Origin of the sequence: Psychrobacter pacificensis (assembly GCF_900101915.1) — a bacterium.
Taxonomy (GTDB): Bacteria; Pseudomonadota; Gammaproteobacteria; order Pseudomonadales; family Moraxellaceae; genus Psychrobacter; species Psychrobacter pacificensis.
Window position 1 is genome coordinate 56,155 of sequence record NZ_FNAL01000015.1, and the last position, 15,873, is coordinate 72,027.

Consider the following 15,873-nt stretch of genomic DNA (forward strand, 5'->3'; position numbering starts at 1 on the left):
TGCAACTAAGCATCATACAAGCATCATAACTACCTTGAATCACCCTGCATTTGCCTCCATAATCTAACCACTTATACATAATAAATAGCCTAAGCAAATATGTCTGATACTTTTGAAAATACCAGTCTAAAAACATCTACCGTAAATGAAAATAACAGTACAAAGCAACCAGCGGAATTACTGAGTGATTTACCAGTACTTGCTAAAGATAGCTATTATTTAAGCCGTCTCGAACGAGAGCTGGCGCGCGCTGCGGTGTCCAAAAACAAAAAATCTAATCATGATTCTGAGCAAAAAAACAATCACGACGAGGTCCTTACCAAGAAGCGTGCCCAATACGACAAGATAAAAACGCGCTCTCAAAAAGCAGTGCAGGCACGTATTGATAGCATCCCAAGTGACTTACCTGCCAAATTAAATCTTGACCTGCCTGTTAGTCAACGCGCAGAAGATCTGGTACAAGCGATCATTGATAATCAGGTCATTATCGTGGCGGGTGAGACAGGTTCGGGTAAAACCACACAGTTGCCTAAGCTCGCCATGCTGGCAGGACGCGGTATTACTGGACAGATAGGGCATACGCAACCAAGGCGATTGGCGGCTCGTAGCGTCGCAAACCGTATTGCCGAAGAGCTGGGTGAGCCTTTGGGTAATACGGTTAGTTTTAAGATTCGCTTTAATGAGCAAGGCTCCGCCCAATCGATTGTTAAGCTGATGACCGATGGTATTTTGCTGGCTGAGCTGGGTCACGATCGTTTTTTGAGTAAGTACGATACGATTATTATCGATGAGGCGCATGAGCGTAGTTTGAACATCGATTTTATTATGGGTTATCTCAAAAAGATGCTGCCTAAGCGCCCAGATTTAAAAGTCATTATCACTTCAGCGACCCTCGATACCACGCGCTTTAGTGAGTACTTTAGTCATTATGATGCCAAGCTAAAACGGCAAGTCCCTGCACCTATCTTTAACGTCGAGGGACGCAGTTTTCCAGTAGAAGTTCGTTATCGTCCGCTGACCGATGAGCCAGTAAACAGCTCAGAAGATGACAGCTATGATGATTTTGAAGAGAACCTGCCGCGTGCGGTGGTTGCTGCTGTCGAGGAATGTTTTAGCGACGCGCAAAATAAAGGCCATGCCGATCAGGCTGATATCTTGATATTTGCCGCGACTGAAGCAGAAATTCGTGAAATGCAAGAAGTGCTTGAGCGCCATGGTCCACGTCATACCGAGGTGCTACCGCTGTTTGCACGGCAGACGTATGAAGAGCAGCAGCGTATCTTTCAGCCATCAGGTCGAGGTCGACGTATTGTCATTGCGACCAACGTTGCTGAGACTGCGTTGACTGTACCGGGTATTCGCTATGTGATTGACTTAGGATTTGCGCGTATTTCGCGCTACTCGTATCGCTCACGTGTGCAGCGTCTACCGATTGAAGCGATTTCGCAAGCGGCTGCCAACCAACGTAAAGGTCGTTGTGGCCGTGTCGCGCCAGGTGTCTGCATTCGCCTATATTCTGAGGAGGACTTCAACGGTCGTCCTGAATTTACTGAGCCTGAGATTCTACGTACCAATTTGGCATCTGTGATATTACAGATGGCCAATCTGCGTCTGGGCAGTGTCGATGGCTTTGATTTTATCGAGCCACCTGATAGTAGGTTAGTCACAGATGGTCACAAGCTACTTGATGAGCTAGGAGCCATTACGTCCAAAAAGGACAGTACTCAAGATAAACGAAACCCATCAAAACGGCAAAAAGGGCTTGATCACCTGCGCTTGACCGCAACAGGTCAGAAAATGGCACGTATGCCAATCGATCCAAGGCTGGCACGTATGCTGGTGGCTGGTTCTGACTTTGATTGTATTCGTGAAATGCTGATTGTCGTGGCTGCGCTTGCGGTACAAGATCCTCGTGAGCGCCCTGCCAACAAGCGTACGCAAGCGGATCAAAAGCATGCAGTATTCCGTCAAGATGATTCAGATTTCTTGTTTTACTTAAGTCTATGGAAGGCACTGTTTGAAAAAGACGAAGACGGCAATAAACTGTCTGGTAATCAGCGTAAGCAGTTTGCGAAAAAGAACTATCTGAGCTTCCCGCGTGTTCGTGAATGGCATCAAACGCATCGTCAATTGCTACAAATGGTGACAGATCTTAAGCTGATAGATACCAGTGATGCACAAGCATCCGATAAAAATGTCGCTAAGAATGACCCGACTGCAATCGAAGACGAAGCGTTAAAAGCGGTCAAATACGCCAATTTGCACCGAGCGTTATTAACAGGACTATTGTCCATCATTGCGCATAAGACTGAAAGCCGCGGTGAGTATTTGGCGGCGCGTCAGCAAAAAGCCAAAATATTCCCAGCGAGTACGGTATTTAAACAAATACCGCCTTGGGTGATGGCGTTTGAGATGGTTGAAACCTCGCAAGTCTTTATGCGTACCGTTGCCAAAATTGAACCCGAGTGGATTATTTCAGCGGCAGGAAACTTGCTCAAATATCATTATTTTGAACCGCATTGGTCCAAGAAAACTGGGCGGGTCAAAGCATACGCGCAGATTAGTCTATTTGGCTTGATCATCATTAGCAAGCAGCTGACCAATTATGAGCAAGTAAACTTGGTCGAGTCGCGAGAGATTTTCATTCGTGATGGGTTAGTGACTGGTAACTTCGGTCGTAATGCGCCATTTTTACAGCACAATATGGACAAGATTGCCCATGTTGAGCGCATCGAAGATAAGCTACGTCGCCGTGATCTATTGGTTGATGAAGAAACGCTATATCAGTTCTATGACAAAAAGATTCCTGAACACGTCGCCAGCCGCAAAACGTTTGAAGACTGGCGCGCAGAAGTAGAAAAAAACGATGCTAAGTATCTGTTTTTTACCGATGAAGACGTACTTACTAGCCAAGCACCGACCACGGGCGATTTCCCAGAAGTATGGAAGCTGGGTGATTTAAAGCTGCCACTGCGTTATGTCTTTGATCCAGCAAGTGATGATGATGGCGTGACCATACGCGTACCGCTTGCTGCATTACCACAGCTCGACGCCATTGAGCTACTATGGGGTGTGCCTGGTTGGCGCTACGAGCTGGTATTGCAGTTGCTCAAATCATTGCCAAAAGATATCCGTCGTCAGATCGTCCCGATACCTGATACCGCAGATAATTTGTTTGATGAGCTGCAGCAGCAAGGTGGACAAGGGCTGTTAAAACAGCTGTGCCAAGCGCTCAATCGCCGCGGTATTATGTCGGTGACGCCAGAGAGCTTTAGCCCTTCCACGATTGATCGTTATCTGCAGCCACAAATCTGTGTGGTCGATGACAAAAACCGCATTATCGAAAAAGGTCGTGATCTACAAACGCTACAGATTCGTCATGCCTCTGAGACCAGTCAAGCGGTGAATGAGCAACAAGGCGCGCATACTGAATTCCCTGAGCATTTTACCTTTAGCAAAAATCATCATAGTGCAGGCGTGGTTATGAAGCAGTTTGCGGCGCTCGTGGCTGATGAAGCAGGCGAAGCGGTATCGATCCATCAGTACACCGATGTCAATGCCGCACTACAAGCGCATCGTATCGGCGTATTGACCTTGATCAAAGGGAAGCTTGGCGCAAAGAAAAAACAGCTCACCAGTCAAGTGGATAAAATATTCAAACTGGCATTTGCACCGCTTGGTGATATGGAAAAGCTAAAAACAATCGTCATTGATGCTACATTGGATGCTACGCTTGAAGAGCATTATGTGTTATTTGATCATACCGAGAGCCTGCCTGAGAGCGCTGACGATATCGCAGTTGGATTGAGCGAGGAGTTACCGTTTACGCCTGAAGAGTATGCACAGACGCTAGAAGTTGTGTTAAATAACTTCTTATTGACCGGTCAAAGCGTCATAAAAACGCTGAAAAATGTTTATACGCGCTGGCAGCGTATTCGCCAGAGTCTGTTGATGTTAGACCGCGAGATATTTGGGGAATCTATCGATGATATCGAAGATCAATTAGAAGATTTGTATTTGGCTGATTTTGTTTACCGCATGGATTATAGCCATTGGCAGCAGTATCCACGTTATCTTGAGGCACTAGAGATTCGCTTAGAGCGTCTTGAGCATAATTTGGATGCCGACCTTGATGGTGTCTACGCGCTTGACTTGCATATGGAGCGGCTAGCAGGGCGTGCGGACAAAGAAGCTATTAGCGAATATCGCTGGATGGTGGAGGAGTATCGTATCCAGCTATTTGCTCAGCCGATGAAAACTCGTGTGGCAGTTTCGCCCAAGCGTCTTAGTAAAATGTGGGATAAGGTGGGCTAGAACTAAAAGTTTCTTTGAATGTTAAGGCCGGATCAGCAATTGCTACTCCGGCCTTTTATTTAAGTAGGTTTTAATGACTCATCTTTTCTGTGAGCACGCCCATACTATAAAGCATGAACGCAATCACTGTCAGTGCTACGATAAATGGTGTCAGTATCCAAATCACCACGTTAATCAGAATTGACGGCAGCAATCCATTAAATAGTTCGAGATCTGGGGTAAAAAAATCTGTCATCACATCCACTGCACGCTTGGCAATGGGGAAGAGTAGAGTGCTGAGGGCCAGCATATAGATATATTTGCCAAAGCCTGGGTCACTCATAACGACCATAAAGTAAAATACTAAAAAATAAGTAATGGCTAGCGCCCAGCATTTGAGAGTGTAGCTTAAACGAATCATATCATTTCCTCCCCAAGCTTTTCGATAAATGTGCATAAAAAACTACGCTATATCCAATATTTTGAATATATTATATGTTATATATCGAATATATAAGAGAAGTCAATCATTTTTTATCAAAAAGCACCATAAAGCCACGTCTTTTTAGGGCGTGGATGTCAGGTATCATTCATTATCTCCCAACATTGGGATTGTCTTGATTGCGGTTGGTACAATAAAAAAGAGCCAGTAGCTTCACTACTGACTCTCATCATTCATAAGTGTAAAAACACTAGTCAATACATTATTTATAGTCAATAACTATAGTTGGCAGTTTACTTGATACTGTTGACCATTGTCTGAGGCGATGGTCATAATGCCAAAGTCTGCTTTGGTATGCCAGTCATAGGTGGTCTTTGGGTTTACATTGTTTACATAACGTACGCCAGAGCCTGATACTGCTTGCTCTAGCGTGATTTTTGCGTCTTGTAGACCTACCTTTGGCAAGGTGACGTTTAGGTTGGCCGCTTGACCATCCGCTGCATAGGCGGCAGTAATCATGCCGTTGTCTTCACAGGTAAATGACTGAACGACTGGTTTGGCAGCAGTGGTTGGGGCGGTGGTGGTCGGAGCGTTGGTTGCACAAGCGGCTAACAAAACGGTAAAAGGAGCAACAGCAAGTAATTTTTTCATAAACGATATTCCTCAAGTTGGTAAGTGAATGTGCGTTGTTATACTGAGCAATATGATACATGTTCGAATGTAATTTCGTGTTATGGTTAGAGTCTACTAAGGTAATTATTTCTGTCTTTTTCGTGATTTGCTAAGTCCTGGTCGTTTAAGTGATTGAGCGATATTTGGTTTTTTGTTTACACTGTTTTTTTGTTTAACATAAATACCAGTACCGCCCCTAAGATGACTATACTGGCGATCAGAAAGTTGAGCGTCAGCTGCTCAGATAAAAATATCACGCCTAGTACAGTCGCAATCACAGGCACACACAGCTGAACGATCGCCGCTTGTGTGGTTTTTAACAATGGCATCGCCGTATACCAAATACTGTAACCCAGCCCTGATGCGATCGCTCCTGACGCACAGGCGAGCAATATCCCTTCGCTGGTAATACTTTCTAAGCTGATGTTTTTTAAACCTATTTCATCCAGATACATTAGGCCCACCAGTAGTAATATCGGAACGGCCACCAAACTCCGCACAAAGTTAAACCCTGTCGCTCGTAGCGGTGAGATGCATGATTTGCCGCGTATGCTGTATACTCCCCAAGCCGCACCGCTCAGTGCCATCAATGCTGCAGCGTTGGGTGATGGAACGGCCGCCGATGGCAACATCAAATACACAAATCCTGCGACTGCGACGATAAATGCCAGCCACTGTACAGCACTAAGCTGCTCTTTTTTGTAGATACCCCAGCCAATCATCGTAATCTGAACGGCCGAAGACAAAATTAAAGCACCTGTACCAGTATTAAGCTCTACATAGGCAATCGAAAAACATAACGCGTAAATGACCAAGCTGACACTACTAAGCCAACTGCCTTTGTCATTTAAGATAGCATCAACAGAAGGCTTGTCAGAGGCGAGTACTTGACGCTGTAGTTTGTAGGCGTGAATCGTCATAATAAACACTAAGCAAACAGTCGCACTGAGCAGACGAATGACCGTAAAACTCCAAGCATCTATATAACCTTCTGCCAACGCCATCCGGCAAAACAGGGAGTTTGCAGCAAATGCGATCAAGGCAATAGTAGTATAAACAATGGCTTTCAAAAATAATTCCTACAATGAATAAGGGAGCATAAAACAGGCTTGCATAGCGTTTCAATGGTGAATTTAGAATATAACGATAACGTATTTTTGAGCAAAAACAATTGCCGTCTCACAAGACAGTATATTTTGTCGTACTTGTGACAAAAAGTCTTTCTTAAATACGAATAACGATAGTTGTATTGACGATAAGGTCTGAAAATAGGGATGATGTGCTTCGCATCAAACGAACTATTAGAACATCATTCATTAAACACAATACATCAGATAAATAAATTGGAAATGAGAATATGGATTGGGCAAGTATTTTTATTCATGACACAACTTGGTCGTTTGCCGTTGAAATCTTAATACGTGTCACCGTCATGTTTGTATTAATTATCACGTTCTTGCGCTTCACTGGCAAGCGCGGCATTCGTCAGCTTTCTATCTTTGAGCTGACCATCATCCTATCACTTGGCTCTATCGCGGGTGACCCTATGTTTACTGAGGATTTGCCGATTATTCAAGCCGTACTAATCATGGGTTCAGTCATTGTTCTTTACCGAATCTGTACGTGGGTTATGATGAAATGGCAGCCTTTTGAAGACTTATTGGAAGGCAAGTCACTTTATATCGTAGAAGATAGCATGCTGGTGCTCGATAAAATTAAGAAAGGCAAAATGTCTCACGATGAGTTTTTTGCTGAAATGCGTCAACAGGGCGTTGAGCATTTGGGTCAAGTGCGCATCGGTTTGCTTGAGACGGACGGCAACTTTAGTATTTTATTGCATTCCTCTGAAAATACAGTTTACGGCATGCCGCTGTTTCCCAAGCAATATCAAGCTGTTGAGCAAGTAGAGATAGGGGCTCATTACGCCTGCATGTATTGTGGTTATGTCGAGCAAATATTAGAAGCTGATAAATGCTGCCCGCGCTGTGAGGATGATTGCAATAATTGGGCTAAAGCGTTAAACAATCAGATAGTCAAGTAGCGTAACGACTAGGCTAATATAACGATAATGCTGCCTTATCAACTAAGCTAAGGCAGCATTAATTCAAACTATTATCAGTTTATGTGACTTTATTTATACAGCGCTTGGCTTATGTGACTTTGTACCAGTCAAGTTTGCGAGTCATCACCATGACACAGGCAAGTACCATAAAGCAGAATATCGCGCCCAGTAATAGATTGAGATCTTCTGTAATTAAAATGCCGAAAAAGGCAACATATAGTCCAGCAAGTGTTGCGGTAAAGAGTAAAGCCCGTTTCAAACCGCCAAATACATAGTAGCTATACCAACCAATAAGTCCCACGCACGCGCTAGCGGCTATAGTATATACTTGCCAAAAGACAATTTGCTCAGCAAGTGGTAGCAATAGGACATAAAAAATAATTTGGTTAATAGTGTTTTTGCATGTTGGCGCCTCCTAAATGTCTTGAATCCACAGCTGCTGATACAGTTGGCTGCGGCGTTAATAGACATCATAGAGAGGAGGTAGCGAGAAAATATGCAAGGAAGATGAATAGTATGTGGAAAACCATTCTAGGGATTACCGAGATGAGCGAGCTGCGCGATTACTTGCCGGACACGTTCTTTTCTATCGCCACTAATACGCACAAAAGGTTTTTGATGCTTGCTTAATTGACTGGCAAAATAGGCGCTTATCTCATCACGTTGGTACGGACTGTCTCGCAGGTCATCAGCCACCCAAGGTATATCAACCTTAGTCAATAGTATCAAATCATAATGATGTGCCAATGCTGCTTGCTCAAGAGCGGTGGGGCAGTTACCATAATACCAATGAGAGTAGACCATTAGCTCAAACAGACTGGTATCACAAAACAAATAGCGGTTTTCATTAGACGTTTGGGTGACTTGTTTAGCCAGTTTGTTCTCTAACGCAATCTGACCTTGTGCGATAGGTAGCAGGTCATCCCATGTACAAGTAAGCTGCTCATCATCCCACTTCGCTTGCAAGTAAGTACGCATATATTCTGACACCCACAGACTATCGAAATGCGCTGCCAAATCACGGCATAGGGTTGTTTTCCCCGTACTTTCTGCGCCCAAAACTGCGACAGTAATGACAGATTCAGGCGTATGCTGTTCGAGGTTGTACACGGTAGCGTCGTTGCCATTCATAATAGGCCCAGATTGCAATGAGAGTGAAGACTACATATTGTAGCGCGGTAAAAGTAAAGCCTTTATAAAAGTACAGTGGTACTGATATCGCATCAGCAATGATCCATAGTATCCAATGCTCAATTTTGCGCCGTGCCATAAGCCACATGGCCATCAGGAACAAGGCTGTAGTGAGCATGTCGGTATAGTCCACCCAAGTGAATAAATGTACACCAAGAACGGCACCGTCAAAACTAAAGCCGTTATTAATCACCGGACGGAAATAGTATATCAGCGCCACAAATGACATGGTTGCTATTGCCAAAGCAGACAAGATAGGTACATCGCCTGCATGCAAATGCTCAATACGGACATTGTTTGACTCATGAGTCTCTATAGGCTGATTCTTTTTGTTCTTTGACCAGTTAATCCAACCATATAAACTCATCACCGTATAGTAAGCATTGATGAACATATCGCCAAACAGCTGCCATTTCCATAGTAAATATACAAATATCGCCGTGCTGATTAAGCCAATTGGAAAGACTAAGATATTGGTTCTGCTGGCAAGCAAGACACTTGCCACACCAAAAACCACGGCAATCAACTCTAAGACGATAAATGTTGTGGAGTAATCCGCATATTGACCAAATAACCAAGTAAGAAGTTCTGCCATTAGTATTCCTAAAGATGAGCGTGTATCGATGTGTTTGGGTGGTTATACAGAGCAAAATGGCGCTAATTATAACGTAGCTATCAAAGAATGACGTGAGTCTTTGCTTATTTATCGCCAGAAACAGATTATTTGTAACAAAGCATTAGAAAAAATTTAATATTCAGGCATAATAAACACACTGATTTTAAGTTTACAGTTATTCACTGAGTTTGAATGGCTATTATTTTCCACTTTTATGCTTATTCCAAGCACCACAGTAGTAGACAAGGAAGCGTATCATGACGACTTGTATCACAGGCACTGGTCTTTATATCCCACCTTACAGCATTAGTAACGAAGAGCTAGTTGAGTCATTTAACCAGTATGTTGAAAACTATAATACCGAACATGCTGAAGAGATAGCTGCAGAGACAATGACGGCACTTGAGCCTTCTTCAGCTGCTTTCATCGAAAAAGTATCTGGTATCAAATCACGTTATGTGATGGAAAAAGACGGTATTTTAGACCCTGAAATCATGGCACCAGTCATTGCCTATCGTAACTTAGGTGAAGAGCTGTCTGTGATGGCAGAAATGGGCGCGGCTGCGTTAAAAGACGCATTGGCTGATGCTGGACTTGAGGCCAACGATCTAGATGGTATTATCCTTGCTTGCTCAAACTTCCAGCGCACTTATCCTGCGGTTGCTATTGAAATCCAAAATGCCATTGGTATGGTTGGCGGCTTCGCTTATGATATGAACGTCGCCTGTAGTGCGGCAACGTTTGGCCTATCACAAGCGCATGGTTCTATCATCTCTGGTCTAGCCAAACGTGTGGCTGTGGTCAATGTCGAGATTACCTCCGCGCATCTAAACTGGCGCAATCGTGACAGCCACTTTATTTTTGGTGATGTAGCAACGGCGACTATTGTTGAAGAATTAGACACGCCAAAGGGTTATGAGATTCTAAACGCTAAGCTATTTACTCAGTTTTCGACCAACATCAAAAACGAATATGGCTTTATGGATCGCTCAGAGTATCTAGCTGCGCAAACGGAGATGTATCCAGACATCAAAGCGCCGGTCACTGATAAACTATTTTTGCAAAATGGTCGCAAAGTATTCCGCGAAGTTTGTCCAAAGGTGTCTGAGGTTATCACTGAACACCTACAAGAAAATGATATACCGACCTCTGATGTTAAGATGATGTGGCTACATCAAGCTAATGCCAACATGATAGATTTGATTTTACGCACTGTCATCGGTAAAGATGCTGACAAATCAATCGCACCAAGCGTGATTGCTGAATTTGCCAATACCAGCTCAGCGAGCCCAATGATTGTATTCCATCGCTATAAGGATGAGCTAGCGTCAGGTGATCTAGGTGTTATTTGCTCATTTGGTGCCGGTTACTCTATTGGCTCAGTATTGGTTCGTAAAGTCTAACGTTTTAATACGATGTTTTTGATAGATAAAAATAGCTAAGAGTCTTCTTAGCTATTTTTTTGTCTACTAATGGTATCAGAACCAAGTATCTTTATTTAAGAATAAGTAGAGATATTTGAGAGTATAGTGACAAGATTGCTGCGAATATTGAGAAGAATGCTTAGAGGTTTTAATTTACCCCAAAAAATTTGCTATAATCACGAGCTTATTCCTCTTATCCAATTAAAAGTCCTTTTATGAAAGAATCCTTACGCCTGCGTTTAGACCAGATGGTAGACCGTTATGAAGAGGTCACCGCCTTGTTATCAGATCCTAGTGTCATCAGTGATAATAATAAATTTCGCGAATTGTCTGTCGAGCACAGCGACTTGATGGACATCACGACCTTATGGCAGAACTATCTGAATGCAGAAACGGATCAAGCCGATGCAGAAGCGATGCTAGCTGACGCGACAGATCCTGACATGAAAGAGATGATGCTCGATGAGATTGAAACGGCACGTGATACCATTGTAGAGATGGAAGAAGCGCTTAATGTCATGATGCTACCAAAAGATCCTAACGATAAGGTGCCAGCATTCTTGGAGATTCGTGCTGGGACGGGCGGTGATGAAGCAGCGATTTTCTCTGGTGATTTGTTCCGCATGTATCAAAAATACGCGCAAACCCAGGGCTGGACTGTTGAAGTTCTATCCGCGAACGAAGGTGAACACGGCGGTTATAAAGAAATCATTACTCGCGTATCGGGTAATAGCGTCTATGGACGTTTAAAGTTTGAGTCTGGCGCTCACCGTGTACAGCGTGTCCCTGAGACCGAAAGTCAAGGTCGCGTGCATACGTCAGCTTGTACGGTTGCAGTCATGCCAGAAGTTGAAATCGATGATACCGTTGATATCAATCCTGCGGATATTAAGATGGACACCTTTCGCTCAAGTGGCGCGGGTGGTCAGCACGTTAACACCACTGACTCAGCCGTACGTTTGACGCATATTCCCACGGGTACTGTGGTAGAGTGTCAACAAGAGCGTAGCCAGCACAAAAACCGTGCACATGCGATGAAAATGCTGGTCTCTAAAATCCAGCAAGCCAAAGTACAAGCGCAGGTCGATGTAGCGGACTCTATACGCCGTGACTTGGTCGGTAGTGGCGACCGCTCAGAGCGTATTCGCACCTATAATTTCCCGCAAGGGCGCATGACCGATCATCGTATCAACCTTACCTTATACAAGCTTGACTCCATCATGGAAGGTGACTTGGATGAGATTCTTGATGCACTGTTACGTGAGCATCAGGCTGACTTGATGGCCAGCATCGGCGGCGAAATGTAAGCCATAGCGGTGAACTATGCGAGTGAGGTTAAGAAGGGGTATAGCGATTAGCGTTGCCATATTCCCAAATTGGGAATATAATTGGATACTATACACTAAGTCATATGAGAGTTATTGCCAAAAGCAGTTTACGTAAATTCTGGGAACAGCCTAACAATGGTGATGCAAAAGGTCAGCTAGAAGCTTGGCATGATTTTGCACTAAAAGCCAGTTGGCAATCGCCGCAAGATATCAAAAACGATTTTAAGAATGCGAGTATTTGCGCTAATAATAGAGTCGTTTTTAATATTGCAGGCAATAAATACCGATTGGTGGTTGAGATGCAGTATCAGGCTGGTATTGCTTGGGTCAAGTTCATCGGTACTCATAGTGAATACGATAAAATTGATGTGGAGGTTGTCAATGAATATTAAACCAATTCGTAATGATCAAGATCTAGCACATGCATTTGCTCAGCTACAAGCTGTGTTTCAAGCTGATGAGGGTACACCTGAGGCTGACGAGCGTGAAGTGCTAGTAACCTTAATTGAAGCTTACGAAAACAAATATTATCCTATCGAACATGCCGAAGCTGTCGATGCTATTATTTTTCAGATGGAAAATCTAAATTTAAGTAGAAAGGATTTGACACCTTATTTGGGATCGGCAAGTAAAGTATCTGAAGTATTAAATCGTAAACGCCGATTGAGTTTGCCAATGATAAGAAAACTACATGAAGGGCTGCACATTCCTTATGAAAGTCTTATTCACTAGGTCTCCTCTATTTGAGATACTATTGTTTTGAGTATCAAATATTAACTAAAGATAGTTTACGGCTATCGTATTATGAGAGTTTTATGTCAACAAATAACCAAGACCAAACCCAAGCGCCAGAAGACACCAATGAACTGATCGCGCAACTTCAAGCCAAGCTAGATGATATCACTGCCTCAGATAAACAGCCGTACCCAAACACCTTTAAACGCACCCATTATGCAAAAGATTTGCAAACGGCTTTTGATGGTGTGTCAAAACAAGAAATTGAAGAAAAAGCGGCGAATGGTGACAAAACACAGGTCAATGTGGCGGGCCGTGTCATGTTAAACCGTGGCTCATTCATCGTTATCCAAGACATGACAGGTCGCATCCAATTATATGTGGCACGTAAAGAGCTTGATGAGGAAACGCGTGCAAGCATCAAATCTTTGGATTTAGGTGATATTGTTGGTGTGTCAGGCTATATTGGTCGCTCAGGTAAAGGCGATTTATATGTGCATATTGAAGAGATTACGCTGTTGACTAAGACCCTACGTCCGATGCCAAATAAGTTCCATGGCCTAGCAGATGTAGAAGCGCGCTATCGCAACCGTCATCTTGATTTGATGACCAATGAGACGACTCGCGATACCTTTATGGTTCGCAGTCAGATCGTCAGCGGCATTCGTCAGTTTATGCTGAATGAGCGTTTTATGGAAGTTGAAACGCCAATGATGCATCCCATTCCAGGTGGCGCGGTGGCTCGTCCATTTGAGACACATCATAATGCTTTGGATATGCCATTATACTTGCGTATCGCGCCTGAGCTTTATCTCAAGCGTTTAGTCGTTGGTGGGTTTGAGCGAGTATTTGAGATTAACCGTAGCTTCCGTAACGAAGGGGTCTCAACCCGACACAACCCTGAATTTACCATGATTGAGTTTTATCAAGCCTATGCTGATTATCATGATTTGATGGACTTGACTGAGCGCATGTTTAATCAGCTAGCGATAGATGTCTTGGGTACGACAGAGATTACCTATCAAGAAGAAGCCATCAGCCTAAAAGCGCCATTTGCTCGTCTATCCATGTCTGACGCCATTGCAAAATATGCCAAAGACTTTGATATGTCACGTATCGACGATCGTGACTATCTGGCACAATACGCCTCAGTGACCCTTAAACAGCAGGTCAAAGAGGTGTTCGGTGTGGGCAAGCTCAAAACCATCATCTTTGAAGAAACGGCTGAGCATCAATTACGTCAACCAACGTTTATTACTGAATATCCAGCTGAAACGTCACCATTGGCACGCCGTAATGATGACAATCCTGAGATTACCGATCGTTTTGAGTTGTTTATTGGTGGTCGCGAGTTGGCGAATGGTTTTAGCGAGCTTAATGATCCAGCGGATCAAGCTGAGCGCTTCCGTGGTCAGGTTGCCGAAAAAGATGCAGGCGATGATGAAGCCATGCACTTTGATGAAGAATATATCGAAGCATTGTCTTACGGTCTGCCGCCAACCGCTGGTGAAGGTATTGGTATCGACCGCCTTGTGATGCTATTTACTGACTCTGCCAGTATCCGTGATGTGATTTTATTCCCACACATGCGCCGCAAACACGATTAATGATGAATGAGTCGTTAACCAAAGCCGCTTATTAAGCGCGGCTGAGTCATAATCAAATCAGCAAGAAGCCAGACGAATGCGCTGGCTTTTTGCTATAATGAATACCGAAAAATCGTATTAAAAATAAGAATATTAATTACTTGGCACAATGGATAGCTATGTCGCAGCAATATCAAGTTTTAGCTCGCAAATATCGACCCAAAAACTTTCATGAGTTGATTGGGCAGACGCATGTCTCGCAAGCGCTGATTAATGCAATTGATTATAATCGCTTGCATCATGCGTATCTGTTTACTGGTACCCGAGGTGTGGGTAAGACGACGATTGCGCGTATTTTATCTAAATGCTTGAACTGTGATACGGGTATTACTAGCACGCCGTGCGGTGTTTGTGATAATTGTGTGGCGATTGATCAGGGACGTTTTATTGATCTTATTGAGATTGATGCCGCCTCTCGTACCAAGGTCGAGGACACGCGTGAGCTGCTTGACAATGTGCCTTATGCGCCAAGCCAAGGGCGATATAAGGTGTACCTCATTGATGAGGTGCATATGCTGTCGACCCACAGCTTCAATGCACTCCTCAAAACGTTAGAAGAGCCACCTGAGCATGTAAAGTTTTTGCTAGCGACCACTGATCCACAAAAATTACCGATTACGATTATTTCGCGCTGCTTGCAGTTCGTATTGCGTCCATTACCACAAACATTACTTAGCGAGCATCTAGCAAATATTTTAACCCAAGAGCAGGTTGGGTATACTCAGCCTGCCATTTGGCAACTGGCAAGTGCGGCTAAAGGCTCTGTGCGTGATGCATTGTCACTGACAGACCAGGCCATTGCATTTGGTCAAGGGTCACTTGATGATGCCACTGTCAATGCAATGCTTGGTCTTATTGACTCTGCCGACTTGGTACGATTGATCACAGATATTTATAACCATGACAAAACCGCTGTTGCCGCGCATATTGAGCAAATGCGCGCGCAAATGGTTGATGCAACGAGTATGTTTGATGGGCTTGCTGAGCTACTCCATCAATTGGCATTGACCCAACTGTTGCCTGAGGTCGCTCTCAATGTCAATGAGGCGCAAGCCAAAAACATCTATACACTTGCCCAACATATTAGCCCTGATGTGCTACAGCTATACTATGAAATTGTTGTACAAGCACGTGAAGGCGTCAAGCTTGCTAGTACGCCGATGCAAGCGCTTGAGATGTGCATTTTGCGACTGCTGGCGTTTCGCCCTTTGCCTGTCGATGAAGTGTTGACTGATAACTATGGCAATAATATGGCCTCTATCGCAGCAGCAGAGTCGGTTCCAAATGCTATGACGCATGAAGCCTCAGCCCCATTAGAGGCTTACGATGTTGACTACCATCCACAGCCTCTAGATGAGCCTCAAAGCACTATTGATGATAATGATGTGACACTGTCAGCGGCTACTGGCCCTGAGCCAATTGTTGAGCCTGAACCAATTGTTGAGCCTGAACCAATTGTTGAGC

Annotated in this window: 14 protein-coding genes; 8 read left to right on the forward strand and 6 right to left on the reverse strand. The window is 43.9% G+C overall.

Going from position 1 to position 15,873, the window contains the following annotated elements; genetic code table 11:
• Nucleotides 1-99: 99 nt before the first annotated feature.
• Complete coding sequence (gene hrpA / locus BLR43_RS09640; protein WP_227674275.1) at nucleotides 100-4,314, forward strand: ATP-dependent RNA helicase HrpA; 4,215 nt, start codon at nucleotides 100-102, stop codon at nucleotides 4,312-4,314.
• 70 nt (nucleotides 4,315-4,384) lie between these two features.
• Here the strand turns inward: hrpA and BLR43_RS09645 are convergent, their stop codons facing one another.
• The 3 genes from BLR43_RS09645 to BLR43_RS09655 form a co-directional block, all read right to left on the reverse strand.
• The gene (locus BLR43_RS09645; protein ID WP_071001605.1) at nucleotides 4,385-4,714 is read right to left on the reverse strand and encodes a hypothetical protein; all 330 of its coding nucleotides are present in this window, start codon (nucleotides 4,712-4,714) and stop codon (nucleotides 4,385-4,387) included.
• A gap of 300 nt (nucleotides 4,715-5,014) precedes the next feature.
• A complete protein-coding gene (locus BLR43_RS09650; protein WP_083328816.1) occupies nucleotides 5,015-5,386 on the reverse strand; it encodes an MliC family protein in 372 nt (123 codons plus the stop codon).
• A 176-nt stretch (nucleotides 5,387-5,562) separates the two neighbouring features.
• On the reverse strand, nucleotides 5,563-6,477 hold the full coding sequence (locus BLR43_RS09655) for a DMT family transporter (RefSeq protein ID WP_093070804.1): 915 nt from the start codon (nucleotides 6,475-6,477) through the stop codon (nucleotides 5,563-5,565).
• Between the two features lie 287 nt (nucleotides 6,478-6,764).
• Between BLR43_RS09655 and BLR43_RS09660 the strand changes: the two genes are divergently transcribed.
• Nucleotides 6,765-7,448, forward strand: coding sequence for a DUF421 domain-containing protein (locus BLR43_RS09660; protein ID WP_071001602.1), 684 nt, complete (start codon nucleotides 6,765-6,767; stop codon nucleotides 7,446-7,448).
• Between the two features lie 109 nt (nucleotides 7,449-7,557).
• On the opposite strand, the gene BLR43_RS14035 is transcribed toward BLR43_RS09660, so the two are convergent.
• The 3 genes from BLR43_RS14035 to pnuC form a co-directional block, all read right to left on the reverse strand.
• Nucleotides 7,558-7,860, reverse strand: coding sequence for an inner membrane CreD family protein (locus BLR43_RS14035; RefSeq protein WP_093070806.1), 303 nt, complete (start codon nucleotides 7,858-7,860; stop codon nucleotides 7,558-7,560).
• 140 nt (nucleotides 7,861-8,000) lie between these two features.
• Nucleotides 8,001-8,579, reverse strand: coding sequence for an AAA family ATPase (locus tag BLR43_RS09670; RefSeq protein WP_240366416.1), 579 nt, complete (start codon nucleotides 8,577-8,579; stop codon nucleotides 8,001-8,003).
• On the reverse strand, nucleotides 8,551-9,255 hold the full coding sequence (gene pnuC / locus BLR43_RS09675) for a nicotinamide riboside transporter PnuC (protein WP_093070811.1): 705 nt from the start codon (nucleotides 9,253-9,255) through the stop codon (nucleotides 8,551-8,553). The genes BLR43_RS09670 and pnuC overlap by 29 nt, the downstream gene beginning before the upstream one ends.
• A gap of 278 nt (nucleotides 9,256-9,533) precedes the next feature.
• Here pnuC and BLR43_RS09680 point away from each other — a divergent pair, with 278 nt between their 5' ends.
• The 6 genes from BLR43_RS09680 to dnaX all read left to right on the forward strand — a co-directional run.
• On the forward strand, nucleotides 9,534-10,679 hold the full coding sequence (locus BLR43_RS09680) for a beta-ketoacyl-ACP synthase III (RefSeq protein ID WP_071001599.1): 1,146 nt from the start codon (nucleotides 9,534-9,536) through the stop codon (nucleotides 10,677-10,679).
• 236 nt (nucleotides 10,680-10,915) lie between these two features.
• Nucleotides 10,916-12,007, forward strand: coding sequence for a peptide chain release factor 1 (prfA, locus tag BLR43_RS09685; RefSeq protein WP_058024705.1), 1,092 nt, complete (start codon nucleotides 10,916-10,918; stop codon nucleotides 12,005-12,007).
• A gap of 104 nt (nucleotides 12,008-12,111) precedes the next feature.
• Complete coding sequence (locus tag BLR43_RS09690) at nucleotides 12,112-12,420, forward strand: type II toxin-antitoxin system HigB family toxin (RefSeq protein ID WP_071001598.1); 309 nt, start codon at nucleotides 12,112-12,114, stop codon at nucleotides 12,418-12,420.
• Nucleotides 12,410-12,760, forward strand: a complete 351-nt coding sequence (locus tag BLR43_RS09695; RefSeq protein ID WP_071001597.1) for a helix-turn-helix domain-containing protein — start codon at nucleotides 12,410-12,412, stop codon at nucleotides 12,758-12,760. Before BLR43_RS09690 ends, BLR43_RS09695 begins: the two co-directional genes overlap by 11 nt.
• A gap of 83 nt (nucleotides 12,761-12,843) precedes the next feature.
• Complete coding sequence (lysS, locus tag BLR43_RS09700) at nucleotides 12,844-14,370, forward strand: lysine--tRNA ligase (protein ID WP_093070814.1); 1,527 nt, start codon at nucleotides 12,844-12,846, stop codon at nucleotides 14,368-14,370.
• 158 nt (nucleotides 14,371-14,528) lie between these two features.
• Nucleotides 14,529-15,873 (forward strand): DNA polymerase III subunit gamma/tau (gene dnaX / locus BLR43_RS09705; RefSeq protein ID WP_093070817.1); only part of this gene is annotated, 1,345 nt, incomplete at its 3' end.

What these genes read in the sequence shown, in the direction of transcription:
- BLR43_RS09695 (WP_071001597.1), top strand. Translation starts at nt 12,410, where the DNA reads ATGAATATTAAACCAATTCGTAATGATCAAGATCTAGCACATGCATTT.
- hrpA (WP_227674275.1), top strand. Translation starts at nt 100, where the DNA reads ATGTCTGATACTTTTGAAAATACCAGTCTAAAAACATCTACCGTAAAT.
- BLR43_RS09690 (WP_071001598.1), top strand. Translation starts at nt 12,112, where the DNA reads ATGAGAGTTATTGCCAAAAGCAGTTTACGTAAATTCTGGGAACAGCCT.
- BLR43_RS09645 (WP_071001605.1), bottom strand. Translation starts at nt 4,714, where the DNA reads ATGATTCGTTTAAGCTACACTCTCAAATGCTGGGCGCTAGCCATTACT.
- prfA (WP_058024705.1), top strand. Translation starts at nt 10,916, where the DNA reads ATGAAAGAATCCTTACGCCTGCGTTTAGACCAGATGGTAGACCGTTAT.
- BLR43_RS09680 (WP_071001599.1), top strand. Translation starts at nt 9,534, where the DNA reads ATGACGACTTGTATCACAGGCACTGGTCTTTATATCCCACCTTACAGC.
- BLR43_RS09660 (WP_071001602.1), top strand. Translation starts at nt 6,765, where the DNA reads ATGGATTGGGCAAGTATTTTTATTCATGACACAACTTGGTCGTTTGCC.
- BLR43_RS09650 (WP_083328816.1), bottom strand. Translation starts at nt 5,386, where the DNA reads ATGAAAAAATTACTTGCTGTTGCTCCTTTTACCGTTTTGTTAGCCGCT.
- lysS (WP_093070814.1), top strand. Translation starts at nt 12,844, where the DNA reads ATGTCAACAAATAACCAAGACCAAACCCAAGCGCCAGAAGACACCAAT.
- pnuC (WP_093070811.1), bottom strand. Translation starts at nt 9,255, where the DNA reads ATGGCAGAACTTCTTACTTGGTTATTTGGTCAATATGCGGATTACTCC.